Source organism: Dehalobacter sp. MCB1, assembly GCF_003590275.1.
Taxonomy (GTDB): Bacteria; Bacillota; Desulfitobacteriia; order Desulfitobacteriales; family Syntrophobotulaceae; genus Dehalobacter.
In genome coordinates, this window is sequence record NZ_LXPC01000002.1 from 1 (window position 1) to 23,125 (window position 23,125).

At 44.1% G+C, this 23,125-nt stretch carries 22 protein-coding genes and 1 rRNA gene; 4 read left to right on the forward strand and 19 right to left on the reverse strand.

Annotation, left to right across the window (positions count from 1 at the left end):
* The 4 genes from A7K50_RS01085 to A7K50_RS01100 form a co-directional block, all read right to left on the reverse strand.
* Nucleotides 1-232: ribosomal RNA gene (locus A7K50_RS01085) — 16S ribosomal RNA — on the reverse strand; the annotation flags it as partial.
* Between the two features lie 231 nt (nt 233-463).
* Nucleotides 464-1,063, reverse strand: a complete 600-nt coding sequence (locus tag A7K50_RS01090) for a class D sortase (protein ID WP_119774456.1) — start codon at nt 1,061-1,063, stop codon at nt 464-466.
* A 76-nt stretch (nt 1,064-1,139) separates the two neighbouring features.
* Entirely contained in the window at nt 1,140-1,874 is a 735-nt protein-coding gene (locus tag A7K50_RS01095; protein WP_119774457.1) for an LPXTG cell wall anchor domain-containing protein, read from the reverse strand.
* Between the two features lie 136 nt (nt 1,875-2,010).
* Nucleotides 2,011-3,042, reverse strand: a complete 1,032-nt coding sequence (locus A7K50_RS01100; protein ID WP_119774458.1) for a DUF5305 family protein — start codon at nt 3,040-3,042, stop codon at nt 2,011-2,013.
* Between the two features lie 269 nt (nt 3,043-3,311).
* Between A7K50_RS01100 and A7K50_RS01105 the strand changes: the two genes are divergently transcribed.
* Nucleotides 3,312-3,989: a hypothetical protein gene (locus A7K50_RS01105; protein WP_119774459.1), complete on the forward strand. Its 678-nt coding sequence runs from the start codon at nt 3,312-3,314 to the stop codon at nt 3,987-3,989.
* 135 nt (nt 3,990-4,124) lie between these two features.
* Here the strand turns inward: A7K50_RS01105 and A7K50_RS01110 are convergent, their stop codons facing one another.
* From A7K50_RS01110 to A7K50_RS01135, 6 genes are all read right to left on the reverse strand, one after another.
* Nucleotides 4,125-5,180, reverse strand: a complete 1,056-nt coding sequence (locus A7K50_RS01110) for a signal peptidase I (RefSeq protein WP_243103599.1) — start codon at nt 5,178-5,180, stop codon at nt 4,125-4,127.
* 159 nt (nt 5,181-5,339) lie between these two features.
* A complete protein-coding gene (locus A7K50_RS01115) occupies nt 5,340-5,609 on the reverse strand; it encodes a hypothetical protein (RefSeq protein WP_119774461.1) in 270 nt (89 codons plus the stop codon).
* A 25-nt stretch (nt 5,610-5,634) separates the two neighbouring features.
* Nucleotides 5,635-6,159, reverse strand: coding sequence for a hypothetical protein (locus A7K50_RS01120; protein ID WP_119774462.1), 525 nt, complete (start codon nt 6,157-6,159; stop codon nt 5,635-5,637).
* A gap of 19 nt (nt 6,160-6,178) precedes the next feature.
* Nucleotides 6,179-6,802: a response regulator transcription factor gene (locus A7K50_RS01125; protein ID WP_119774463.1), complete on the reverse strand. Its 624-nt coding sequence runs from the start codon at nt 6,800-6,802 to the stop codon at nt 6,179-6,181.
* Nucleotides 6,799-8,448 carry an ATP-binding protein gene (locus A7K50_RS01130; protein ID WP_158582029.1) on the reverse strand — a complete coding sequence of 550 codons (1,650 nt, stop codon included), beginning with the start codon at nt 8,446-8,448 and terminating at the stop codon, nt 6,799-6,801. Before A7K50_RS01130 ends, A7K50_RS01125 begins: the two co-directional genes overlap by 4 nt.
* 274 nt (nt 8,449-8,722) lie before the next feature.
* Nucleotides 8,723-9,388 (reverse strand): A24 family peptidase, encoded by a 666-nt coding sequence (locus A7K50_RS01135; protein WP_119774465.1) that lies wholly within the window; start codon nt 9,386-9,388, stop codon nt 8,723-8,725.
* A gap of 155 nt (nt 9,389-9,543) precedes the next feature.
* Between A7K50_RS01135 and A7K50_RS01140 the strand changes: the two genes are divergently transcribed.
* Nucleotides 9,544-11,223: a GspE/PulE family protein gene (locus A7K50_RS01140; RefSeq protein WP_119774466.1), complete on the forward strand. Its 1,680-nt coding sequence runs from the start codon at nt 9,544-9,546 to the stop codon at nt 11,221-11,223.
* A 35-nt stretch (nt 11,224-11,258) separates the two neighbouring features.
* Nucleotides 11,259-12,335, forward strand: coding sequence for a type IV pilus twitching motility protein PilT (locus tag A7K50_RS01145; RefSeq protein WP_119774467.1), 1,077 nt, complete (start codon nt 11,259-11,261; stop codon nt 12,333-12,335).
* Nucleotides 12,336-12,623: 288 nt separating this feature from the next.
* On the opposite strand, the gene A7K50_RS01150 is transcribed toward A7K50_RS01145, so the two are convergent.
* Nucleotides 12,624-13,835, reverse strand: coding sequence for a hypothetical protein (locus tag A7K50_RS01150; protein WP_020493038.1), 1,212 nt, complete (start codon nt 13,833-13,835; stop codon nt 12,624-12,626).
* 13 nt (nt 13,836-13,848) lie between these two features.
* Nucleotides 13,849-16,602 (reverse strand): hypothetical protein, encoded by a 2,754-nt coding sequence (locus A7K50_RS01155; RefSeq protein WP_020493039.1) that lies wholly within the window; start codon nt 16,600-16,602, stop codon nt 13,849-13,851.
* Nucleotides 16,603-16,830: 228 nt separating this feature from the next.
* On the opposite strand from A7K50_RS01155, the gene A7K50_RS01160 reads away from it, so the two are divergent.
* Nucleotides 16,831-17,223, forward strand: a complete 393-nt coding sequence (locus tag A7K50_RS01160; RefSeq protein ID WP_083916834.1) for a type II secretion system protein — start codon at nt 16,831-16,833, stop codon at nt 17,221-17,223.
* A 355-nt stretch (nt 17,224-17,578) separates the two neighbouring features.
* Here the strand turns inward: A7K50_RS01160 and A7K50_RS01165 are convergent, their stop codons facing one another.
* The 7 genes from A7K50_RS01165 to pilM all read right to left on the reverse strand — a co-directional run bounded on the left by A7K50_RS01165 (nt 17,579) and on the right by pilM (nt 23,124).
* Nucleotides 17,579-18,292, reverse strand: a complete 714-nt coding sequence (locus A7K50_RS01165; protein WP_020493041.1) for a sigma-70 family RNA polymerase sigma factor — start codon at nt 18,290-18,292, stop codon at nt 17,579-17,581.
* 68 nt (nt 18,293-18,360) lie between these two features.
* Nucleotides 18,361-18,894, reverse strand: coding sequence for a type II secretion system protein (locus A7K50_RS01170; protein WP_020493042.1), 534 nt, complete (start codon nt 18,892-18,894; stop codon nt 18,361-18,363).
* 26 nt (nt 18,895-18,920) lie between these two features.
* Nucleotides 18,921-19,247 (reverse strand): type II secretion system protein, encoded by a 327-nt coding sequence (locus A7K50_RS01175; protein WP_020493043.1) that lies wholly within the window; start codon nt 19,245-19,247, stop codon nt 18,921-18,923.
* 48 nt (nt 19,248-19,295) lie between these two features.
* Nucleotides 19,296-20,462: a pilus assembly PilX N-terminal domain-containing protein gene (locus A7K50_RS01180; protein ID WP_020493044.1), complete on the reverse strand. Its 1,167-nt coding sequence runs from the start codon at nt 20,460-20,462 to the stop codon at nt 19,296-19,298.
* A gap of 53 nt (nt 20,463-20,515) precedes the next feature.
* On the reverse strand, nt 20,516-21,349 hold the full coding sequence (gene pilO, locus A7K50_RS01185) for a type 4a pilus biogenesis protein PilO (RefSeq protein WP_020493045.1): 834 nt from the start codon (nt 21,347-21,349) through the stop codon (nt 20,516-20,518).
* On the reverse strand, nt 21,349-21,906 hold the full coding sequence (locus A7K50_RS01190) for a PilN domain-containing protein (RefSeq protein WP_020493046.1): 558 nt from the start codon (nt 21,904-21,906) through the stop codon (nt 21,349-21,351). The genes pilO and A7K50_RS01190 overlap by 1 nt, the downstream gene beginning before the upstream one ends.
* Before the next feature lie 15 nt (nt 21,907-21,921).
* Nucleotides 21,922-23,124, reverse strand: coding sequence for a type IV pilus assembly protein PilM (gene pilM, locus A7K50_RS01195; RefSeq protein ID WP_026156642.1), 1,203 nt, complete (start codon nt 23,122-23,124; stop codon nt 21,922-21,924).
* Nucleotide 23,125 lies beyond the last annotated feature (1 nt).

Consider the following 23,125-nt stretch of genomic DNA (forward strand, 5'->3'; position numbering starts at 1 on the left):
GTTACTCACCCGTTCGCCACTATCCAATACCCAACACCGATTTCTCCACTCCTATTTTGCTCCGCCTGTGTTGGCACTTTTTAAAAGTGTGGTGCGCTCTCTTCGTTCGCGCACTCGCAGGCTCCTCAAAATTCCTTTGAAGCGCTCGGTGTTGGATACCGGACCGTTCGACTTGCATGTGTTAGGCACGCCGCCAGCGTTCGTCCTGAGCCAGGATCAAACTCTCCATAAAAACTATTTACGGAGCTTGATTCAAGCTCGTTTGTTTACCAAATTTCATTGACGAGTCTAGCTTTTTATTTCATTCTTGTTGTTCAGTTTTCAATGACCTTTGCGCTTCTTTCAGGCGTTCCCGCCCCGAGACGCTTTATTATAATATCATGCTGTTTCGACACTGTCAACAGCAAAAACTGCGATTCCAGAAAGAATTTATTGCCTAAATTTCGAGATGTTTTATCTCAGATTAATCACCCAATTCTCCTTTTACAATAAAACGCAGATACGGTTTTGTACGATAATCACAAGTGATCAGTGTAATTTGTTTTTTCTGGCCGTCGTTTTGAAGCACCTCGACTTTGTCGGGCTCGACAATCATACTTTCCGTTACAATATAAGTATAGGATTGATTGTTTGTTTCAATTATGATCGCGTCGCCCTTGATCAACTCGTCGAGACGATTAAACTGAATACCATACGTTCTGCTGCGATGTGCCGCAATACAGTAATTCCCTATTTCTCCAGGCTTCCCAGTTCCAATTATACTTGCTGCTGCCTGTTTTAAATTGTGGTCAGTCACGCCAGTCAAAACAGGAATTCGCAAACCGATTTTCTCTATGATCAGCAGTGCTTCCATATCCTCCGTTAGATCTGGTTGCATCGTATTATCCTGATCATCAGAATCGGTCTGTCCAAGTGCTCCATCGCTCACTTGCATGAGACTAGATCGCCATTGATTAATCATATTATTCTGCTGATATTTCAAATAGCCATCCCGAGCCATAGGAAAAATGATGACACTGAGTCCACATAAGATCAAAGTGACTGCGAATACTTTTCTCCACATAATTCCCCCAGCCTGATCTTGTTAAAAAATAGCCGAGAAATCTCAGCTATTTTTTCTCACTTATATAAATGTGTATTTAGCTTTTCTTTTTCTTTATTAAGAAGATTCCTGCAGTGACCACTACTGAACCGACAGCATAGTAAGGGAAAGCACTTGCAACTCCTGTTAATGGTAACATGGTCTCAGTATCTTGCGGAACTTCCAATGCATCAGGTTTCTGTGTTTCGACCGTCGGCGTATTTACCGGTTCTTCCTCTATCGTAGCTGGTTCCACTTCAGTGTAAATCGTGTAATTGCCGCCACCGTTGTTCCCGCCATTATATTCTTCAGCACTGATCAGAAAATCAAAGCTGATCTCTTGTGATTCGTATTCATTTCCACTTTCTGAGGGAAGCCCCAGAGATAAATCAAACGTCTCACTGCCGCCGGGCATCAAAGAACCTAATACAAGATTCAGATCTTGAAGTTTTCCGGCATACAGTGTTTGGTCGGCTTTGGTTACCTTAAAGACCAGGGCCTGATAGAGGATATTCTCTTGATCGTTTGTAATAACCTTCATTCCATACGTGAAAGCCTTTTGCCCCTCGTTGTTGACCGTTAATGTTTGATGATCGGTACAACCGGGAGCCATTCCCGAAATTTGAAAAAGCTGGCCTTCAGGCTCTATGACAATCCCGTATTCATTGCTGTCTGTTTGGATTGCATACGCTACCTGAAATGAGGATGTGCCACCCAGGAGGATCACTGCCGTCATGATCACCAGGATAAAGGGATACTTTACACGGTTAAGGATACCCATCTTCTTGATCAATTTACATCTTCCTCAATAAAGTATTTTATTTGTATGCCGTTTCTACACTGCTAATTGAATTATAACAGGTGTTTTCTTCGTGCACATACTCCTTTGGTACCAATGTATATTCACCATTATGTTAGTTTTTGGGGTTTCATGTTAGATCAAAATAATAGGTGCATTTCTCATCAAAGACATAGAATGTTGTGATCTTTTTCAAATCGGCAAATGTCCTGTAAAGTATCGGCTTCCCGAGTTCATCACTGAGTTTCACCAGGTCGTCCACCGATTGAACCTGATAATTGTCTCCTCTTTGGATAATGTCTGAATCTAATGCAACCATTCGATTGCTAAACTGCTTCATGATCATTTTCAACTTTTTGAGGTAAGGATCTTCTGGTATCTCTTTTGTAAGCAGGATCAAACAAACGAGCCCGGCTAACAAAATGAAACCCAGCAAGGCCAAACCAATAACGGAAAACTTTTGATCGACTGGTACTTGCTTGACATTCTCGATGGCACCAGGCTGATCACCGATACCCATATTTGTGATTTCAAAGTAGCTCGTTTTCAGCGGCAAAAACATCGATGAAGCAACTTGATCCTGAATTCGCCCGTACTCCGTCATACTATCCAAATTCACATTCATCGCGGTGGTTAAGGAAACGTCAGCATCCACTTTTGCTTCCTCCTTGATGGCGTTGGCAAATGCTCTATACTGCTCCAAATTCAGATTGACATCCTTTGTTAGGTTGAATTGTGTATCTTTTTTTTCAAAACTCGTTTTTGGCACGAGGACAACCTGTTTCTTCCAAATAGAAACCCGTTTATTATTTTGAATGCTGGATCCTTCCAGCACAGCGATGATTTCATAATCACCTTGGATGTCGATCTGACTTTTACCTGAAAACGCATACGAAAATGTCGCCGTAATGGTGTCAACCAAATTGGTTAAGTACACCTGACCCTCTTCCTGCGTCGTTTGGGCAAATAGATTATTGGGTTTCAGACTCACTTTATAGTGAATATCCATTTTATTCATATATTCGTACAGTGTCGTCTTTACGACTTGTACTTCCGGTAACGCAATTTTCCGGTACAGCATATAAACATCTGCAATCAGCAATATCGCAAATAGCAAAATAAGGCCAACACGTAGTCTTTTCTTTAATTCTTTTTTTATCATTGAACACGCTCCATCCATCTTTTTTCCCGATATTCTGCAAAGACCCGAGATTTCCTCTGCAGACTGTGAAATATGGTACTTTCGTCTACGTTGTCCTCTACTTTATTACCATAAATACTACCTCCAAATAGATAAAACAAGTATACCAATGAGTGGCTAAAATTGTTTCCGAAGACAGTATACTTAGATCAAAATCCCGATTAAAGGTTTTCAACAGCGCGCATTGAGAACGTATCGGTACAAGAATGAACAAAAGGAGAAAAAATCAAATGAAAAAACATAAGCTTCTAGTTGCCGCCCTGGCAGTAGCCGTCATGTTAATGGGAGCAGGCTACGCGTATTGGACCCAGACCATTACGATCGCGAATACCGTATCCACCGGCTATTTGGATGTTCAGTTTGTGGATGCCGATGAGTCCGACTGGGACGACGGCTATATTGCCCATATTTCCGATGATTTGGTCACTGTTGATTCAGTGATCGCCACAGATAAACAAAACCTAAGCTTCACGGTCGGAAATTTCTACCCCGGAGCCGGTGCCTACCTGAGTTTCGTTGTTAAAAATAGCGGTACCGTTCCTGCCAAAGTTACTTCCGTCACTGGAAGCATTACTGAAAACGCCGATTTGGCTAATGCCTTAAATTATAAATTTGATGCTGTGGTCATCAGAACATTGAACGCTGGTTTCTGGAGCTATCGCTATGAGGATATTGATGCAATCGATGCGAATAACGTTTCCGATCTGGCTACAGGCCTGACTTCCGCATTGCAGAATATCGTTCTCCAGCCTGGCGAGGAACTCATGCTGACGACCCATAACTTTATCTTTAACGAAACGCAGGATCCTGGTTACCAAGTCCTTATGCCTTCGGCAATCACGGGCAGCCAATTTGAAGATACTACGACAAAATTTGATTTAGCGATTGCTTTCACGCAAGTGAACTAGTTATCAAAACACCAATTGGGAAATTAGTCTTTAACATACCCTTCCATAAGGGCGGTATTGCAAAACTACGGAGAAATCGTAGTTGCGCGATACCGCCTTCTTTTACCTATAGAAGAATCCTTTTGAACAGTTTTTCTATATTTCTTTATTCGTCGACCAAATCTCTTGATCACTTTTGAGGAGAAGGGTTGGCCAGCCGATTTTAGGGACGACCTTAACGACTTCTCCCTTGATATCTTCCGGTTTTACCCATTGACTATCCGCGCTGTTATTGTTATCTCCTTTGGTCAAATAATGTTTTGTTCCATCTTTCTCAACGACTTCTCCAATGATCCGGTGTGAGATCAGGATGTCGTCTCTTTGAAACTGAATTACCGTCCCAACACTCATTTTCATCCGGTCCACCCCCTTATCTACTAGGATCACATCTCCTGGATAAATCATCGGAATCATGCTGCCTGTGGCGATCACTGACGGATAAACCGGAAATACCCCCACTGTAAACCAGATAATGGTGATGGAAATCAGTGTGGTTACCATCCACCCCAGAAGGCCCTCCTCACTCTTGAATCGGTGTTTTCGAATCCTGTTCTCCTGCAGATAAATTCTCTCCAACGCACTAAAAAGGAACACAGGGGTTAGGATGCCGATGAGCGCAGCGGTAATCCATTTCAAATTGGGTAGAACCGGAGAAAACCAATGGAAAAAGTCAAGCACTCCCATAAAAATGATCGCTGGAAGCGGTCCACCATAAAAAGCAAAGCATGTTGCTAATAGATTTTTGGTAAACTGCGGTGCAAAATACTGTGCCACAAATTGAACAAGTTCCTGGATATTTTTCAGTTCGGTATACTTAGAGATCGGAAAAACGATCACTGTCATCAGCAAGGCGACTGCAACCAATACCTTATAGTTTTGCTTCCGTGTCCAGCTATTTACCAATACGTGTCTCGTTAGTTCCCGACCTGCCAATGCCGCACAAACCGTGAAAAAGTTAATGAGGATACCCAGAAAAGAGTTGCTATAGGGGCTTTTCCCGAATCCATCTAAAAATCCGGCCAGCACTTGGACGGTGATCATGATGATGGCAAAGTTGATCGCCCATAAACAAAGAGATTTTCGCAATCGGAGCTTTCCTGCCGCCCGGACCACAGGAAACCACCAGATTATTAATCCAACCCCGATCCACATCAAAGGTTGAAACACATTTTGATAGAGGTTTTGTCCCGTGACGGATTTCACCAACGCGTTGTCAGAAAGATAGATAAAAAAAACGAGGCCTACTAATAGAATTAGTCGGCGCTTAAACAGAGTTTGTTTAATTATCTGTAATTTCATTGCATTTTTTCCCTAATTACCTGTTTCCGTTAGAATCTCTTCGCTTCCGGGTTCTTCCGTCCCTGGATTATCTGTCCCAGGATCATCCGTCCCTGGATCATCTGTTCCTGAACCCCTCATTAATGGTTTGACTGCATCTAAATCTTCGGGATCTTCCTCCGACTGCGTGACACTGATATTCCCCTTGATAACCAAATCCTTTTGCCAGTACCCATAGCCTCCGGACGTAAGCAGACATCCAGCCAACAAACAAATGGCTACAACGATTACTTTTTCTTTCATTTCTATGGCCTCCACTCCTGATAATCTAATTTTTGACCCATTGTTCATACGGAATTCTTATTTCGAATTGAACATTCTCTTCGCCAACCTCAACGGCCAGCTTCCCTGTCCCGGTGCCGTTCTGTTTAAGCAAATATGTTCCGTCACCCAGCGCAGTGACCTGTTCACCTTCAAAAGATAACGTGTTGTCTATACCGCCTGAACTTGGCGTATCAGGGCTGAATCTCACCGGAAGTTGACCCTGATTGACAATCGTGTATTCCACGCTTCCGAGATACCCCGGATCCACCGTTCCTTCAATGGATAGCGTCGTTCTTTCCGGGTCATAAGTTACCTGCAAGTTCCCGTTTCCGCTCTCGTTTGTCACCAGATTTGCAGCTTCCTGATCACTGAACACAACATCCAATCCATCCGTTGAGATATTCCCGCTCACACCCAGTCCATTTGTCCAATAGGCATAACTTATGCCGGATAAACCCAGTGTAAATATGCACGTAATAAAGAGTATTCCTTTCCCCAATTGATTCTTTTTCTTTGCTTGCATTGGCATTCTTCCTTTCTCCTTTCTCTTACCTGCTATTCCCGAGCCCATGATCCCTGGCATATAATGCTGCCTGGGTCCTGTCAGCCAGCTCTAGTTTTGCCAGGATCTGGCTTACATGCTTCTTTACTGTAAATTCAGTGATGACCAGCTTTTTCGCAATCTCTTTATTACTAAGTCCTTCACTCAATGTGATGAGTACGTCGCGTTCCCGTGAGGTCAGCTGCTGCATGCTGTTACTCGTTTCTTTTTTCATCATAAATTCAATCACCAGCGGATCATAGAACTTCCTACCGCGATAGATCAAGCGGATCGCCGATATCAGTTCTTCCGGAAAAGCTTCCTTCAGAATATAACCGTCTGCGCCAATCTGATCTGCTGTTTGAAAATCGTCCTGGCTAACTGAAGATGTCAGCACAATATACTTACACGTTGATACCTTTTCTTTGCAGGTTTTTATCACATCCAACCCCGAAGAACCCGAAAGCATTAAATCCACCAGGACAATGTCCGGAAACACAGAGCAAATCAGGTCAACGGCTTCTCCCGCATTTGATGCCTTTCCAACAATGGTCATGTCCGTTTCGGTTGAGAGAACGGCCTCCAATCCCTGTCGAACTAAGGGATGATCATCCACAATCACGATCTTCATGCCACGCCTCCTTTCTGTTCCGTAACGAAATTGGCAATTTGGTAGATCGGGAATTCAAACCGGAGTGTCGTTCCGTGCTCGGGTTCACTTTGAATAGCAAATGAACCGCAATAGGTTTGAGCGATGGCTTTCATATTATGAAGTCCCAAGCCCTTATTGTTTTTATCACACTGTACGTCTTCGTAATTGAAGCCAATTCCATTGTCCTGGATCATCAGTTCACACGTATGCTGATCAATCTTTACCTGCATCTTCAATTCGTCACATTGTCCATGCCACACGGCATTCCCGCAACCTTCGCGGATAATGCGAAACATCGCATGCTTTAACGGATATGTAATTTGCTCTTCCTCACCATGAAAATCAACATGAACATGAATTTCATTCAGTGTTGAGAAATCACTCAGATAATTTCGGATGCTCGTTTCAAATACTTTTTCGCCCCTTTTGCGCGGACTGAGCCCATAAATTGAAGCCCTCAGTTCTGTACTGACATTTTTGGCAGACTGCTCGAGTATTTTTAGTTTTCGTTCAATTTGATCTCGGCTCAAATTGGACCAGTTGCCGCCCAGCGCATGGAGTCCATATACAATGCTGAAAAGAATTTGGGATACGTTGTCATGGATTTCATTGCCGATCCGATTTTGTTCTTCGAGAATCAGCAGTTGTGAAGACATGGCTTCGAAGTGATTTCGTTCCAGGATCATTGTGATAATATCCGCCAAAAATTGAACCAGTTCCTTATCCATTTCCACTTTTATGCTTGCTGCCAGGGAAAATCCCAATATTCCGTAAAGTCTGGAGGCAGATTGCAGCGGAATCAGGTCATTGACCGCGTAAAATATGTGGTTTCTCAGTATTTCATCAACGTTTACTCCATCATTTTCCCATGATTGTGCTTGAAAAAACTGATACAGAATTTCTCTTTCCGCTTCGGAAATATTCGCCGTAACCATACTTGCCGGCACATCCTTACAGGGTACAAGAAAGATGAAAGATGCACGGGACCCGATGATCTCATTGGCAAGCTTGAGCATATTTTCCAGGACATTCCGATTGTCTTCCCTTGCTGAATAAGCTTCGACGATTCGGTATAACGACATGATATGTTCTTTTTGGTTCTTTAAAGCCTCCGCCTGACGATCAAGATGCTGGACTAAAGCCAGCAACAAGCGTATGGCAATCGTAATTAGGATGAAAACCATGATTACATAGATTTTTTCTAAGATAAGCTCATTGAGCCGCAAATGATCGGGATTAAACAACATCTGGCTGGTGATGCTGCCGACGATCAGGTAAAAACAGAGATATACCCAATACGCGGCTCCCAGAAATGTACCCGCAATTAACACAGGGTTGATGGCATACCATATGAACGGACTGTCCAATCCGCCGGTCAGCGTCAGCAAAATGGCAATAACCAGTGTTTCGGCAATATTGACGCGCTGAGTATACGCTTTCGAATGACTCTTCAAGTAGAGATCATTGAGGCTGACTGTGATCACGAGTAAAGAAACAACAACCGCAATGGTGTATTTAAAAATGTTTTCCGGACTTTCCATGATGTAAATCAAAGAAGTCAGAAGCCAAGATATTAATCTGTACGCTGTGATCGCCTTGTGTTTTGCATTCACCACTTTTTTCACATCCACGTTAACATTTTTTCAAGTGTTTAGGCATAAAAAAGCACACTGCATCCAATGCAGTGTGCAGGGTTCACTACTCGCTCCATACAATACACAAGTAACCAAATCAGCACTGTACTTCATCACTTCACACTTTACAGAAATTTTACATATGTAAATTATTTGTAAATTTTGTCTCTTTCTTATTATGCAAGGAATTGGTATTTTTGGCAATCATAAAATTTCACCTTTATTCGACATATTCTTCCATCATTCAACATGCCGCTATCAAGTTCTACATCAGAAACAAATTAAAGTACCATGCAATTAATTCCTGACCAAAAAGAATGCAAAGGAGTATCCCGCAGACCAAAAATGGTCCATAAGGGATCGCCGTTTTCAAATTTCCTTTGCCAGTAGCAAGGATCAATACCCCACAGATACCGCCAATTATGGAGCCGACAAACATCGCCAGCAGCGTCAGCTTCCAGCCCAAGTAAAAGCCGACAGCGGCCATCAGCTTGATATCTCCACCGCCTATGCCGCCTCTCGAGAATATATAGATCAGCAGCAAACCCAATCCAGCTCCAAAGAAGCCAATCAGCCTCTCCAGCCTGGAGACATCCTGATTGAAGAAAGCAAACAAAATACCCAGAACCAGAATCAGGAGAACGCTCCAGTTCGGGATCAGCATGGTCTTAAAATCAATGAACGCAATGAGTAAAAGGACCGATCCAAGAATCAGAAAGCTCAATGTTTCCAAAGAGAAACCATATTTCCAGAGTACAGCGCAGTACAGCAGCGTATTCAGGATTTCCACGACCGGTTTAGATGGGAAATCTCTGTGCTCTTCTTCCATGTTTTTTCTAATTAATACTTTCAAAAATCTCCCGGCAACAAGCCCGACGATAAACAACCCCAAATAGGCCAGCCAAATATGTTCCATAAAAAACGTTTCCATCTCAAACACTCCTTTAACCTTTCTTCCCTCAAGAGTATCCAAATTCGCAGGATTTGTAAATATTAGTAATTTTTCTTTCTTTTTTATTTACACTATAATACAATAAATGAGAATAGCCAAAATATAAACAATAATTTTGCAACTGGAGAAAAAATATGCCGGAAACGATGCGGAAACTGGGACAGCTATTAGTTGAATCAGAGGTGATTACTGCCAAGCAGCTCGAAGATGCTTTGGAGATGCAGTCCAAAACCTCTAAAAAGCTGGGCGAGATCCTGATTGAAATGAAATCCATTACAGAGAAACAGCTACTCAGAGTACTGGAATTTCAATATCATATTCCATACTATGATCTAGGTGAAACTCCGATTGATCCTCTTGCTACGGGACTGATTACAGAAGGAATGGTCAGAAAGCATTCCTTGATACCGATCAAGAAAGAAAATAATGTGCTGATTGTTGCCATGGTCGATCCGCTGGATTTTTATGCCATTGATGATGTCAAACGGGCAACCCGGCTTGATGTCAAGCCAGCCATGGCTACCACGTCCGATATCCTGAATGCCATTGAACGCTACTACGGTAAAGAAAGCGCTGAAAAAGCAATTGAAGAACTTAAACAAACCTATGACCTTGTTGATTTTTCGGGAATTGACGATCAATTTGGCGATGAGGTGACGAATGCCCCTGTCGTAAGACTGGTTAATTCCGTGATTCAGCATGCCATCAAGACCAATGCCAGTGACATTCATATTGAACCGTCTGATGATGAGATGCGGATCCGGTACCGGATAGACGGAGAACTTCAGGAAGCCATGAAAACATCGAAAGCGGCCCACCAGGCCATTGTCACCAGAATTAAGATCATGGGGCAAATGGATATTGCTGAGAAGCGCCTGCCCCAGGACGGCAGGATTGAAGTCAGCATTGACGGCAATAACGTCGACCTCAGGCTTTCCATACTTCCGACTGTCCACGGAGAAAAGATTGTTATCCGCGTGCTTGGAATGAGAAACAGTACCTATACCAAATCTGAGCTGGGCTTTACTGCCGAAAATCTTGAGCTGTTTGACCGGATCATCAAAAGTCCAAATGGGATCATCCTTGTTTCCGGCCCCACCGGTTCCGGAAAAACGACGACACTTTACGCAGTCATGCGGGAATTGAATAAACCAACTGTCAATATCATCACCGTAGAAGACCCTGTTGAATACCGGATGGATGGGATTAATCAGGTCCAAGTCAATACCAAAGCCGGCCTGACTTTTGCCTCGGGACTGCGGTCGATTTTGCGTCAGGACCCCGACATTATCATGATTGGGGAGATCCGTGATTCTGAAACAGCCCAGATTGCAATTCGTTCAGCCATCACCGGCCATCTGGTCTTAAGCACTATCCATACCAACGACGCAGCTTCCTCGATCATCCGGCTTGTCGACATGGGAATTGAATCTTATCTTGTTTCTTCCGCTGTTGTCGGCCTGATGGCCCAGAGACTTGTCCGTAAGATCTGTCCAAAATGCAAAACTTCTTACCGGCCGGAACATTCGGAAATGATGCTGCTCAAACTGCGCGAACCCCAGCCCCTTTACAAAGGGACCGGATGTCCTGCCTGCAATTACACCGGTTATTCCGGACGAACCGCCATCCATGAAATCATTCCGATCAACAAGGATATCCGCGAGATGGTTAACCGGGGAGTAACTCCTGATCAAATAAGACATATTGCCGGCCGTTTCGGCTATATTTCCCTGCGTGATACCTGTACCCGTCTGGTTCTGGACGGAACCACCACCACGGAAGAATTATTAAAAGTAACCTATAGTATTGAATAGACCGATCAAATCTATTTATGTTGAGGAGTGTTTGTATGAATCTAAATATCAGGGACTTACTTTTAATGTCATTGGAACTGAAAGCTTCTGACCTCCACATCACAACCGGTCTTCCCCCAATGTTCAGAATCAATGGTATCTTGACTCCGATGGCAAACGCCAAGTATTTGTCTCCGTTGGACACTAAAGAGCTTGTCGACGAACTGATGGATGAACCCGTGAAAAACCGTTTGCAGCAAAAGGGAGAAGTTGACTTTTCCTATACGATCCCTGGTATCAGCCGTTTCAGGGTTAATGTCTACAGCCAGCGAAAAAGCCTGGCGGCCGCGATCAGGGTCATTGTTCCGGATATTCCAAGCATTAACGAGCTGGGACTGCCTGATATCCTGAAAGACCTCGCGATGAAACCCAGAGGTCTGATCCTGGTCACGGGTCCGACCGGTTCCGGTAAATCCACTACCCTTGCTGCCATGGTGCGCCATATGAATACACACCGCAACAGTCATGTCATTACCATCGAAGACCCGATCGAATATTTGCATGCCCATAATCAATGTATGATAAACCAGCGTGAGATTGGTGACGATACCCATGCCTTTGCAGATGCTTTACGGTCTGCACTGCGTGAAGACCCCGATGTTATCTTGGTCGGTGAAATGCGCGACCTTGAGACGATCAACACGGCCCTGATGGCTTCAGAAACAGGCCACCTGGTCTTGTCCACCCTCCATACTTCATCCGCAGCGACTACCATTGACCGGATCATCGATGTCTTTCCGCCGAATCAGCTGCAGCAAATTAAAGTTCAGTTGGCATCTGTTCTTCAGGGCATTATCTGCCAGCAGCTGCTGCCTACTATGGATGGTACCGGACGTGTTGCAGCGATGGAAGCTCTCATCGTCAATGACGCTGTCCGGAATATGATTCGCGAAGGCAAGACCCACCAGATTGACACGGTTATTCAGACCGGCATCAAAGCCGGTATGGCCCCAATGGATTATTCCCTGGCCAATCTGGTTAAGCGGAAGATGGTAACGCTTGAGGAAGCAAAATCGAGATGCGTGAATTCTGAACTGTTCTCGAAGTATCTTGATCAGCCGTATATTTTTTAAACTATTAGCCGTATTCTAATTTGCGAATCTAGGGTTTACGTCATGTGCCCTAACCGCTCTTCGGCTATTGTGCCCTCCATGCACAAAAAGCCGCGCTTCGCATCGTGCTTCGCTTGGCCGCGGATAGACTACATGACGTTATATTTTGCGTATAAGACATCATATAAGAATAAGAACACCCTATTCGGAGCATCAAAAATGTCTTCGGACAGGGCGTTCTTTTTGATTTGACAGTGATAATCTTCTATCAATGGTGTCTTCTGATTTTAGTAATAATCTTTGATTTAATTAGTAGATCATTTCTTTAAAGCGGGATATCGCATGCTTGAATTTCACCGGCCAGATCTCTTCGCCCCTGCGGAGCAGTTCACTCATCAGCTCCGCAACATATAGCTTACCAACTCCAGTAAGATTTAAAACCAGAATATCTGAACTTTTTTCTTCAATGATAACATCTCTGGCCTCAATATCGGTCTTCCTGTGGATCAAGCGAAGTTCTTCCCCTTTCTGCAGGGTTTCCAGCTCCATTTCCAGTGTTGATTTTTCCATCAGCCAGGAATATTCGGCCATCTCTTTCAGATTTAAAATGCCGAATTGTCCAAAATCAAGGACCATGATCTGATCATCATGGTAGAGACCAATATGTTTCAGCTCCTGATAATACCTGCTGAAAATCAGATATTTCCGGTTATCTGAGCCAAAGAAATCTTCCATCATGTCCAGGAAAATCCATTGGCGGTATTTCGCAATCAAATCAGTACCGATGTCTGCCCAGATCCAGGACTTCTCATCCTCAGGCAGGCCAAATTTCTGGAGCAGTTTCCGATTGATGGACCTGGAAGGAGCCTGCGTCCAGGGCTGATCAAGATAATTAATGACCACAGGCAATAAATCCTGTTCGGAATCAGCATCAATCATTTCTAAAAAATAATCCTCATTTAAGAGGAATCTTTTTTCATTTCCATCCTGAAAAAATCTGCGGATCACCGCTTTGCAAAAAGGGCTCCCTGTAATCAACCTGTATCTCGTGATCATCGGAGAAACCATTTCTTCATTTTGATGAATCAGATTCACCGCAGCTTCAATAATATCCTTTTCCTGGTCAAACAACTCATGCAGGAGCTCGTCACTGCAATCCCTGGAATCTTCTGCAAGCCTTGCTGCCTCTCTCATTTCCGGAAGCTCATAAAAATACTGAGTGAGCGCCCGGATCAAGCCAATCAGCCTTGGACTCATCCGCAGTTTAAGAATCTGAAGGATCACGGACTTCATTTCCGGCCTGTCATCCTGTATCAAAGCGACAAGACAATCCTCAAGGTCCCTTTTACCCAGGGAAAAAGCATAGCTCTCCAGAGAACCCTGAAATCTGCTGAAATTGTCTTTAAATGTTCCAGGCTCCGGATTCCGGCTGACCCGCTCCGCAAACTCGCGAGGCAGTAAAATGGTCTCACGCAGAATATCCATTGTGCTGTTTAATCGCTCCGGGGTAAATCGCTGCATACTATACTCCTGTTTACTGCTTGGTTCCTGTTTTTAAGGCGCTCTGCAGCGCTTCTGCAGAATCTCTGATACTTTCAAGGATGGTGGCCAGTCTCAGGGTTACTTCTCCGAGACCCTTGTCAAAATCTGCAAAGGTTCCGTTGATCCCGCCCTGAATCCGCTCATTAAATTCCTTTACGGACAGCCTGAGATTTGCAGACAGATCGGCCACGTCAATATTAATTTCTTTGGCGTAGAGACCGATACTGCGGGAATTCTCGTCCATATTTTCAACCAGTTCCTTAATCCCTTTATCAAAGAATTCCAGTGCTCCGGAAGAGTTGTTCGTAATTTTGCTGATGATCTCGGCCGTTTCTGACGAGAAAGATGCCATTGTCTTCTGAATGCTGAAATCGAGCTCATCCAGGGTCTTTGAAGACTGCTCCGCGATCCGGGTGAAGTAGTCGTCATACAGATCTTTCATTTCTGCAGTCCTGACTGCCAGCTTCTCCACAATTTCCATGCTTTCACCCATGGCTGCCCGCATACTTACTGCCAGATTTTCGCCCATGGAATCAATAGATTTATCCATCCTGCTAAGCAAATCGCCATAAAGATCAGAAGCCTGACGGCCTGCCTTTTCCAGCATATTTTTGCCTTCGAGCGATACCTCCGTAGCCATATCAGCTAGTTTTTCCGTTGTCTGCAGGTTGGAGGCCATGATTCTGTTGCTGTAATCCGACAGACGTTCATCGGTTGTCGCCATCAGCCGACTGAGCCTTTCATCCAGTTCATAACCATATTTTTCACGGGACTCTTCCATTTTGGTGCTGACTTCTGTGTATCCTTCAACCGCCCTGACAATATCTCCGGAGATTTGCAGACTGGAACTTTCCAGCTTGGTTGCCACATCACTGAACAGCCGGGAAGCGCGTTCGTTGATCTGTTCCAATAAATTGCTGCTGGATAGTGAGAAACCCTCCGCGACTGCCGTCAATTTTTGAGCTGTCAGCGTATGGGACCCCATGATATTCTCCGTGTAGCCCGCCAACCTTTCATCCGTTGCCTTGATTAATTGACCGAGCCTGTTATCCAGTTCTTCGCTGTATCTTTCTCGGGACGCTTCCATTCTGTTGCTGACCTCCGCATATTCCGCAACAGCCCGAGCCAGGTATCCGGAAATCTGCATATTGGAATTATCCAGCTTGCCGGTAATCTCCGCAACCATCTGGGAAGCCTTCTCATTGATTTGCTCCAGCAGCAGACTGCTGGATTCAGAGATCTCCGTTACGGAAGAGGTCAGTTTATCCATTGCCAGCGCACTGGAGTTCAATATCCGGCTGCTGAAATCCGAAAGACGTAAATCTAGGCCCTCCACCATCTGCCCAATTCTTTGATCCGTCTGTTCACCGTGCAGTTTTCTTGATGCCTCGATCTCTGCAAAAATTTCCGCGTATTTTTCGACTGCGCCGGTCAGTGTTTCGGAAATCCTGGTGATGGATTGATCCATATGCCCCTGCAGTGTACCCGTCAACTCTGCAATCCCGTTCTGGACCGATTTCACTTGCGCCACATTCTCTTCGAGCAACTGCAGCGACTGCAGCGCCATGGCATCGGCTTTATCCATGCCTTGAACTGCATACGCCTTCATCTCAGCAGCAACTGCTTCTGCCGCCCTGACGCTGTCCAGAGAGGCCCGCAATGCCTCTGAAACCTGTGTCTGGACTTTACCGGCTTCATTCAATGCATCAAGAGACTGTACACAAAGTTTTTCCTGGGATTTTGCGTTTTGTTCGGTTGCTTCCTGGATCCTGCTCATACCTGATACAACGGTTTCCAGAACCCCGGTAATCTCCGTTGTCTTTTCCGCAAACGTATTCAGCCTGTCGGCCGTAACCGCAGTGACTTTTTCAGTAAAGGTCTGTGCCAGTTCTTTCATCCCGTTTTCCTGCCGGGTGATCAGCGCATCCGAAAGATCGCTCAACACGCCTGAAGTCTGCTTTAATACCGGCGTAATATTCTGTTCGATGGCTTCCCTGAACTTATCTCCAAGCATCGGTGCCATTGTCTCTGTCTCAAAGGTATCCAGTCTGTTTTCCAGCCGCTGCACCGCCTCCTGGAAAGCCAGGGTGTTTTGACGCTGGCTCTCGACTAAGAGACTGATTTCAGTAGGTTCGGAAATCGGATTCAGCCATCCGGAAAGCTTGTATTGATATTCCCATAGCCCTTTCCTGGTTCTCTCCAGTCTGGCTGCATCTGCCACTTTAAACAGAAAGACAATTACGGAGACCACTGCCAGCTCCAAAAGCAGGATGCCAAGGCTCCTGATGATGCCTTCCGGTGTCACCGTCCCGTCAAAACCCAGAAAATACAAGGAGGGATATAGCAGCGACCCGGCAATACCCAGAATAAAAAGAGTCAAACCTGCGCGCTCCATCATCTGCCGCCCGCACGGGATATTGATCATATTGTTTTCATTAAAGTAATACGATATGTCCGGACAGATCTCACCTTTAAGCCGATCTGCATATTCCCGGTGATATTCTCTCCAAAGCGTTTCTAAAACCGGGTTTCCTGTTTTAGAGGCCATATCCAGCAGCGTGTCCATTTTGCCCTTTTGATCAAACGGCAGCTTCTTATCCGCATTACTTATCTGTTTAAGGCCTTTGGCCAATCCACCAAGACGTACGATATCAAATTTTATGTAGAATATGAGTGCTATGAACAGCACCAGCAGCAATGTTCCGCTTAAGACCATTATATCTGTCTGCGTCATCAAAGTAATCATCTTTCGTATCCCCCTAGAGTTTCCATATCTATGGTTAATTATATTGCCCAAATCCTGCCAGGACAATAGATTTTTTTGATTGTAAAATAAATGTAAATTAATTGTATGTATTTTGTAAAATATGTAGAATGATGTCTAAAAAGAAAATCCACAGGTATAATTCAAACGTCTAGACCTTGAGGACGACCTCGAAAAGTTTATGATAATTAAAAAATGGAGGAAAAAGAAATGTTAAAGAAAATGTGTCTTCAAATGAAAAAGAAAAATAAAGGCTTCACGCTGATTGAGCTGATTGTGGTTATTGCGATTCTGGGAATTCTGGCAGCTGTGTTGATTCCAACATTTACTGGATTCCAGAAGAAAGCACAATCATCTCAGGCGTTAGTGGATGCTAAGCAGTTTGCTACAGCCATGGATTCCATAGCCGCTGAAAAAGGAAAAACAGCTGGTGCATTTACACAGACTGATGTAGAAAATATGGCGACAATGTCTTCTGCTTCTTTATGTACAGCATTTAGTGAAACCGCCGGCTCATTTACTATTACTACAACTAATGGCAATACCTTTACTGCTGGCCGAACTGGTTATGGTGTAAAGGTTGAGATCAAGTCCGGATTATAAAAAATTAAGTTTGTTTCTGCTGCTGGTAATAGTCCACATAGACTGTTACCAGCATTTTTTGTGTTAAGCTAAAGTTGATAACATAGTGCCAAACGCTTTTTCGAAAGTAGTATCATTTACTAATCTAAATCTTGGGAGATAAGTAATTTCCAGTAATGCTAGAAGCGGAATGTCTAAGATTCGATATAAATAAAATAAGCATATGCGATTACCTCTGATAGCTCATTGTAACAGACTCTTCACCCGGTAAGGTTCTCACCTATGCTTTTCTACTTTCTGTTTTTTTCAGCATTATTAAATATTAAAACTCAATCTAAAGATAACTCAAGATACTTCGAAATAAGAATACAAATTTCTATTCCTTAGTTATATTCTCCCGCAATATCTCCACACTCCGCTCCTTCACCCTACTAACCTGCCGCTGGGAGATTCCTAGCTGCGAAGCAACCTGCTGCTGCGTCATATCTTTAATAAAAATCATTTGAATTACTTTCTGCTGGATATCTGTAAGCTTTTTTAGCGCATGGTAAAGCGTAAGCTTATCCTCAATCGGGAGTTGAAAGGTCTCGTAGGCTGTACTATGAATCCTAGAAGCGTCGATGTCATCAAAACTTACAAATCCCGCCCGCATGACTTCTATGACGCTTTCTTCCTTAATTTTCAGCTTTTCGGCGATGTATTCGGTACCAGGTACATCGCCGTTTTCTTTTATATATTTCAGGACTTCCTGATCCACCTTGGACTGAAGCTCAACAACGCAGCCCGGGCGGTAGAAAGATGCTTCTTTGCGCGCCAGATGACGAACCTCCCCCATGATACAGTGAGAAGCATAAGTCACAAAGCTAGTCTCCCTATCGGGGTCAAAATTACGCAAAGCTTTCAGCAAACCCAGACTACCAGCCTGAAAAAGATCGTCCTCGCAGCAGCCTCCGCCGTAGAGCCTTGCAAAATATTTGATCAATCCCTTGCCGGCTCCAAGCACCTTTTCTGCTGATTCTTTATCTTTATGCTGATAGTAGTAGGCTGCTGCTTCATTGATCGTTTGATTCACTTGTCCGGTTTCTTCCATACTACACTCTCCATAGGATATGATCATTCAGACTATTTACTTTACTAAAATCAACTAAGCAGGCTGCCCTACAAAGAAGACGGCAAGGAATACGAGAAACCGATACAGGATCCTGAGGCGGTCGGAAACGTGCTTTTATGATAATTCAGCAGAATGACTTCGGTGGTGACGTCATAATTGACATCATCTTTATCGCCAATCGTAAAAATAATCGAATTTGATTTTCCGGTGTTCGTAAAAGAGATTTTAAATTTTTGGGTATTGTCAACTCCAGCCGCAGTGGCACTCGTTCCATTGTTATTGTAGTGGAAGAAACCTGAAGCATCCAGGTAAATATCGTTTCTGCCGGTGGCAGCAGTAGGCGTACTCGTCAGGAAGGTAAATGAATTGGCATAGCGCAGCTGCTTGCTGATAAAATCGGCAGCCATGCGCACCTGGTATTGCTTATCGGCATTTACTTGTCCCTTGTGGAGAGCGGTTGTTCCGAATGTGATCATCGGGTAAATGATCGCTACGACCAAAGCCATGATTGCAGTGACAGCCATCACTTCAAGCAAGGTAAAGCCCTTGCTCTTTTTTTGTGTTTTTATGCTGAATTTCATGGGCTCCCCTCCTAGTCTAAATTCTGTTATTTTCCGGGCTTGAAGTAGTCAATCGAGACTTCTTTTCCGTTCACTGTGGCACTCTGGGCAGGCATCACCGTCCCGCTGGCCGAAATTGTCGTTGCATCAGGCATCGTGATTGTGACCGTGGAAGGCACTGCATTCACTGTATTGAGGTCAGCCTCCACCTGGGACTGGGCAGTATATGCCGCGTCGCTGCGGTCTCTGGCCAGGGCAATGACCTGTATCCCCATTGTAAAAACTGTCAGAAGGGATACGCCAATGATGCCAATGATCCCCAGAGCGACAATGATCTCAATCAGCGTAAACCCTTTTGCTTTTTTTCTAAGCATTCAGGTATCCCTCCTTAATAGCACCTTATTTCGAACATTTATGATTCCTTATTTAAGCCAGACATCGCGTTGGTACGTATCAATTCCAACAACCTTGTTCTCGTCTATCTCTGAATCATCTGTTAATGTTACATGACTGTTTGAAGTATCATCATAGGATCCTATTATCATTTTTCCTAAAAAAGTGCCATTACCGCCACCAGTAATATTGAATTCAGCATTTGGTGCATAAATACTAATATGCGTATACGAAAAATTACCACTAGACTCAGCTAATTGACTAGTGCCGTTATAATACAAATATAAAGTATTACCATCAGGTACGTTAACTGTTTTTCCCAAAGTAAAATCAGGGCTTGTTATTAGTAATTGTAATTCACCCCCCCCGTCCGCAGGCCATTCGATATATTCCATGGCGTCAGATAAATTTGTTACAGCCGTTGCAAGTACTTTGTTACTTTGGTCACTTGGGTTCGATGTAACTACATACGGTGTTATTACAGTCTTACCCTTTACTTTTTTTTCTGTTCCTAAAAACACTTCATTATTTTCTGTTGGAAATAAGGTAGCCTTAGTATCAGGAAATATTATCTTTGAAGTTAGTTTTTGTGGATTTCCAGACATAGCATCCGCGATCGTCATTTCAGCATCACTAGTATCCGGGCCCAGAATAACATCTCCATTTATTGGATTTTTCCCAAAAGTAATACTGTCGCTATTCGTCCCCACATCACCGGTTACTGTTATATTCTTACCAAAACACATACCATCATCCGCAAATACAGCCATATCTAAAGCTATCTTAACTGCCTGTTTTAGTGTCAAATAGACCGTGACCGGAAGATTCCCGGCATCGGCTGTACCTTGTGATTCAATCAACAGGTCCCCGCTGTATGGGCCGCTATTGATATTACTGACCTGTACCGCAAAAGTATTGCTTCCGACTGTTCCTGTTCCCGGATTGGACGAGGTCTTTGTAATAAGATTACTGACGATTGTCGCAATATTACTATTGCTGCTGTTATCAATAATATAGGAAGCCATCGCATCCGCTCCGGAACGGGCGGCATAGTAAGCTCGTTTGTTCTCAACTTGGTTCGCAACCATCTTGCTCTCCCCATAAGCAATACTCAGGATCGCGGTCCCCAGCAGCGACAGCACAACCAGTAAAATCATGGTAAGCACTAATGCATAACCCTCCGATTTTTTCTTCACAAGACTCCCCTCCTTGTATCCATAGAATTGGAAGAAAGAAATCGTTCTTAACCTTAATTAAAAGGATCCGACTTCCCGTAACTGCCTTTTATCGTCCAAGCGTTGAATGAATCCTCGCCGTTATCGACTTTTTCCACCGCATAGAAAGATACGGTCAGTGTGAATTTCAGTCCTGTTTCCTCTTCCTTGGCCTCGACAGCCTCCAACGCAATCGTCCTGTTTAGTTTTTCCAGGCTGCTGACGACTGTCCGGTACTGGGCGTAGCTTCCTGTAAACTCAATTGTTGTAGGTAACCGCAGCACCGCATCGGCAGGTAAAGTCTTTTCTTCACCGGTGGTGGCGGTACTCTGGGAAGTACCCGTAGCAGAAGGTATCTCTTTTGCCGGCTGGTCACTATAAGCCTGGTTAATGGTATCCGCTTCTTGCTGCAAGGAATAAGCCGGAAGCAGATAACGGTTGTCCGCCGGCATCACGACCCCACTAACTTCGGGATCAGAAAACTCAAGATTCGTCAACGTCGCGCCGCTTCCCTTCACGATTTTTTCCACGAGCAGCACGTACTGCTCCTTATACGGGTAGACGCCAGGGAAGAAGGATTCAGAAGCCTCCATTCCGTTTGCTAATTGCGTTTCATAAGCCTTGACGATGCTTTGTTCATTTTCCAGGTCGCTTTTGGCTGCGGCTACTTTTTGTTTCATGACTTCTTTATCGGCTGTTAAACTTTCAAGGCTGGCACTCATCGGAAGGTAAAGGACATAGTAGCTGATTGCGATGATAATCGCAACGCCGAGAACCATCAGAAGCTTTTTATCCCGCTCGGTGATTTTGGCATCGAGTGATAAATTCCCAATCTTTTTCCCCTGCAAGTTTGGTTTCTGCAGCTTCATTATTCAGCCACCTCCTTCAATTCGCACAGAACGGAAAATTCATAGGCGGCTGTTTCTGTACCACTTTGAATAAACTGTACCTGCACCCTGGAAAAAAGCTCTGTTGCTTCCAGGTTATGGGCCAACTCGGCCACTGTTGCCGACGCCGGTACAGTGCCCTGCAAAATCACTTGATAGTCTTTGATTTCCAGAGATTTCAGGCTGACTGCTGCCGGAATCGTCTTTTGAATTGTATTCAGGAATTCACTGCTGACTTTAGTGGCCAGCGTAATTTTTTGTTTAGCTTGATTTACTTGCGCCGTATAGGTGATTAAATTCTCGGTAGCTGCTTTCTTGGCCTGAATGTCTGTCAGCTTTGCTTTGTTTTCCGGAGCATTCAGAAAGGCCTCGCCTTTATTAATCGCGTAAGAACAATAGATCATTCTTGCTCCCACAATGCCGTAAAACAGTACAACAACAAGAATTACGCCGAGAATCGCTCCATAGGATCTTCTGATTTTTTTCTTCTGAGCCAGTTTCTGTTTTTCAAATGTTGAAAAAAAGTTAAAATCATTCATTTTAGTCACCTGCTCTCAAAGCCTGATCAGAGCAGCGGAGGCATTGACATAGTCTCCGGGTGCCTGTTCATGGTCAATATACTGAATGTTACTGATCATCTGAAGCCGGTCAACTTTCAAACCGAGCCCCTGAGACAGGTACTCTGGTATTCCTGTAAGACTGGCTCCTCCACCGATCAGGTAGATTTGGCTCAAATCCTTGGAGCCGCTCCTGTTCGCAAAAAACTGCATGACCTTTCGGATTTCTTCGAGCAATTCTCCGTAAAGGGGTTTCACAGCGGCTAGTGCTTCCTCTTTCGTAAAAACTTTTCCTTGTTCTATGGGCCGAATCTCTTCAACCGTGTTCTCAGCTGCATCAGAAACAGGTTCTTCCATATTTTCGGTTAGACCTTTCTTTTTAATCACAAATGTATGGCCTTTCTTTTTTACGGTAAGGGATCTATTTTGTGTACTTTCAGCCGCCTTTGCTTCAGCAATGCGCTCTTGTTTATCTGAAAGAAACTCCAGTTTCTTTTCTTCAGCCTTCTCTTCGGATAAAGCAAATAGGCCTGCAAGCAGGCGGTCCACCGCTCTTCCGCCGAAACTGATAGAGCGGAAGAAATTCAAGCTGCCTTGAGAGATCAGATAGATCATTGTACCTGAATACCCAATATCTAAAATGATATAGTTGTTCGACAAATTGTTGTTAATCGCAGTCTGTTCGTTGAAAATTTTAGAAATAACATTCGCGTGAATGTCCAGGGCGAGTGGTTTCAGCTTAAGGCTATCAAGAAGGTCGTAATACGCATGCGCTATTTCCTTATTCATGACTGCTGCCCGTACCTTGACTTTTTTCATTCCGCTGGTCTCTGTCTCACCGATCTTGCGGTATTCGACCAGATCGGTATCCGTCATACCAAAAAATTGAATAATTTCATTCTTAATCATTGCTTCGAGTTCTTGCTCATTTCCTGAAGGAACCTCAAATTCACGAATAATCACGCTGTTAGAGTTAAACGTGATCAGGGCATCTTTAGTGGAAGTATTCAGAGAAGCAAGCACTTCCTGCATGGCTGAGGTCAGTACTTCTTTATTCGTAATCAAACCGTCGGAGAGCACGCCTTTCGGAAGCGCGATGCTGGCACTTCGCAGTATTCTGACAGTATTTCCTTCCGCCTGGCCAACAACAGCGTGAATATTTCTTGTTCCAAGATCAAAGGACAGATATGCAGCAGTCAAG

Coding starts and splice junctions, on each gene's coding strand:
- A7K50_RS01090 (WP_119774456.1), bottom strand. CDS start 1,063: ATGTGGAGAAAAGTATTCGCAGTCACTTTGATCTTATGTGGACTCAGT.
- A7K50_RS01100 (WP_119774458.1), bottom strand. CDS start 3,042: ATGATAAAAAAAGAATTAAAGAAAAGACTACGTGTTGGCCTTATTTTG.
- A7K50_RS01105 (WP_119774459.1), top strand. CDS start 3,312: ATGAAAAAACATAAGCTTCTAGTTGCCGCCCTGGCAGTAGCCGTCATG.
- A7K50_RS01110 (WP_243103599.1), bottom strand. CDS start 5,180: ATGTGGATCGGGGTTGGATTAATAATCTGGTGGTTTCCTGTGGTCCGG.
- A7K50_RS01115 (WP_119774461.1), bottom strand. CDS start 5,609: ATGAAAGAAAAAGTAATCGTTGTAGCCATTTGTTTGTTGGCTGGATGT.
- A7K50_RS01120 (WP_119774462.1), bottom strand. CDS start 6,159: ATGCCAATGCAAGCAAAGAAAAAGAATCAATTGGGGAAAGGAATACTC.
- A7K50_RS01125 (WP_119774463.1), bottom strand. CDS start 6,802: ATGAAGATCGTGATTGTGGATGATCATCCCTTAGTTCGACAGGGATTG.
- A7K50_RS01135 (WP_119774465.1), bottom strand. CDS start 9,388: ATGGAAACGTTTTTTATGGAACATATTTGGCTGGCCTATTTGGGGTTG.
- A7K50_RS01140 (WP_119774466.1), top strand. CDS start 9,544: ATGCCGGAAACGATGCGGAAACTGGGACAGCTATTAGTTGAATCAGAG.
- A7K50_RS01145 (WP_119774467.1), top strand. CDS start 11,259: ATGAATCTAAATATCAGGGACTTACTTTTAATGTCATTGGAACTGAAA.
- A7K50_RS01150 (WP_020493038.1), bottom strand. CDS start 13,835: ATGCAGCGATTTACCCCGGAGCGATTAAACAGCACAATGGATATTCTG.
- A7K50_RS01155 (WP_020493039.1), bottom strand. CDS start 16,602: ATGATTACTTTGATGACGCAGACAGATATAATGGTCTTAAGCGGAACA.
- A7K50_RS01160 (WP_083916834.1), top strand. CDS start 16,831: ATGTTAAAGAAAATGTGTCTTCAAATGAAAAAGAAAAATAAAGGCTTC.
- A7K50_RS01165 (WP_020493041.1), bottom strand. CDS start 18,292: ATGGAAGAAACCGGACAAGTGAATCAAACGATCAATGAAGCAGCAGCC.
- A7K50_RS01170 (WP_020493042.1), bottom strand. CDS start 18,894: ATGAAATTCAGCATAAAAACACAAAAAAAGAGCAAGGGCTTTACCTTG.
- A7K50_RS01175 (WP_020493043.1), bottom strand. CDS start 19,247: ATGCTTAGAAAAAAAGCAAAAGGGTTTACGCTGATTGAGATCATTGTC.
- pilO (WP_020493045.1), bottom strand. CDS start 21,349: ATGAAGCTGCAGAAACCAAACTTGCAGGGGAAAAAGATTGGGAATTTA.
- A7K50_RS01190 (WP_020493046.1), bottom strand. CDS start 21,906: ATGAATGATTTTAACTTTTTTTCAACATTTGAAAAACAGAAACTGGCT.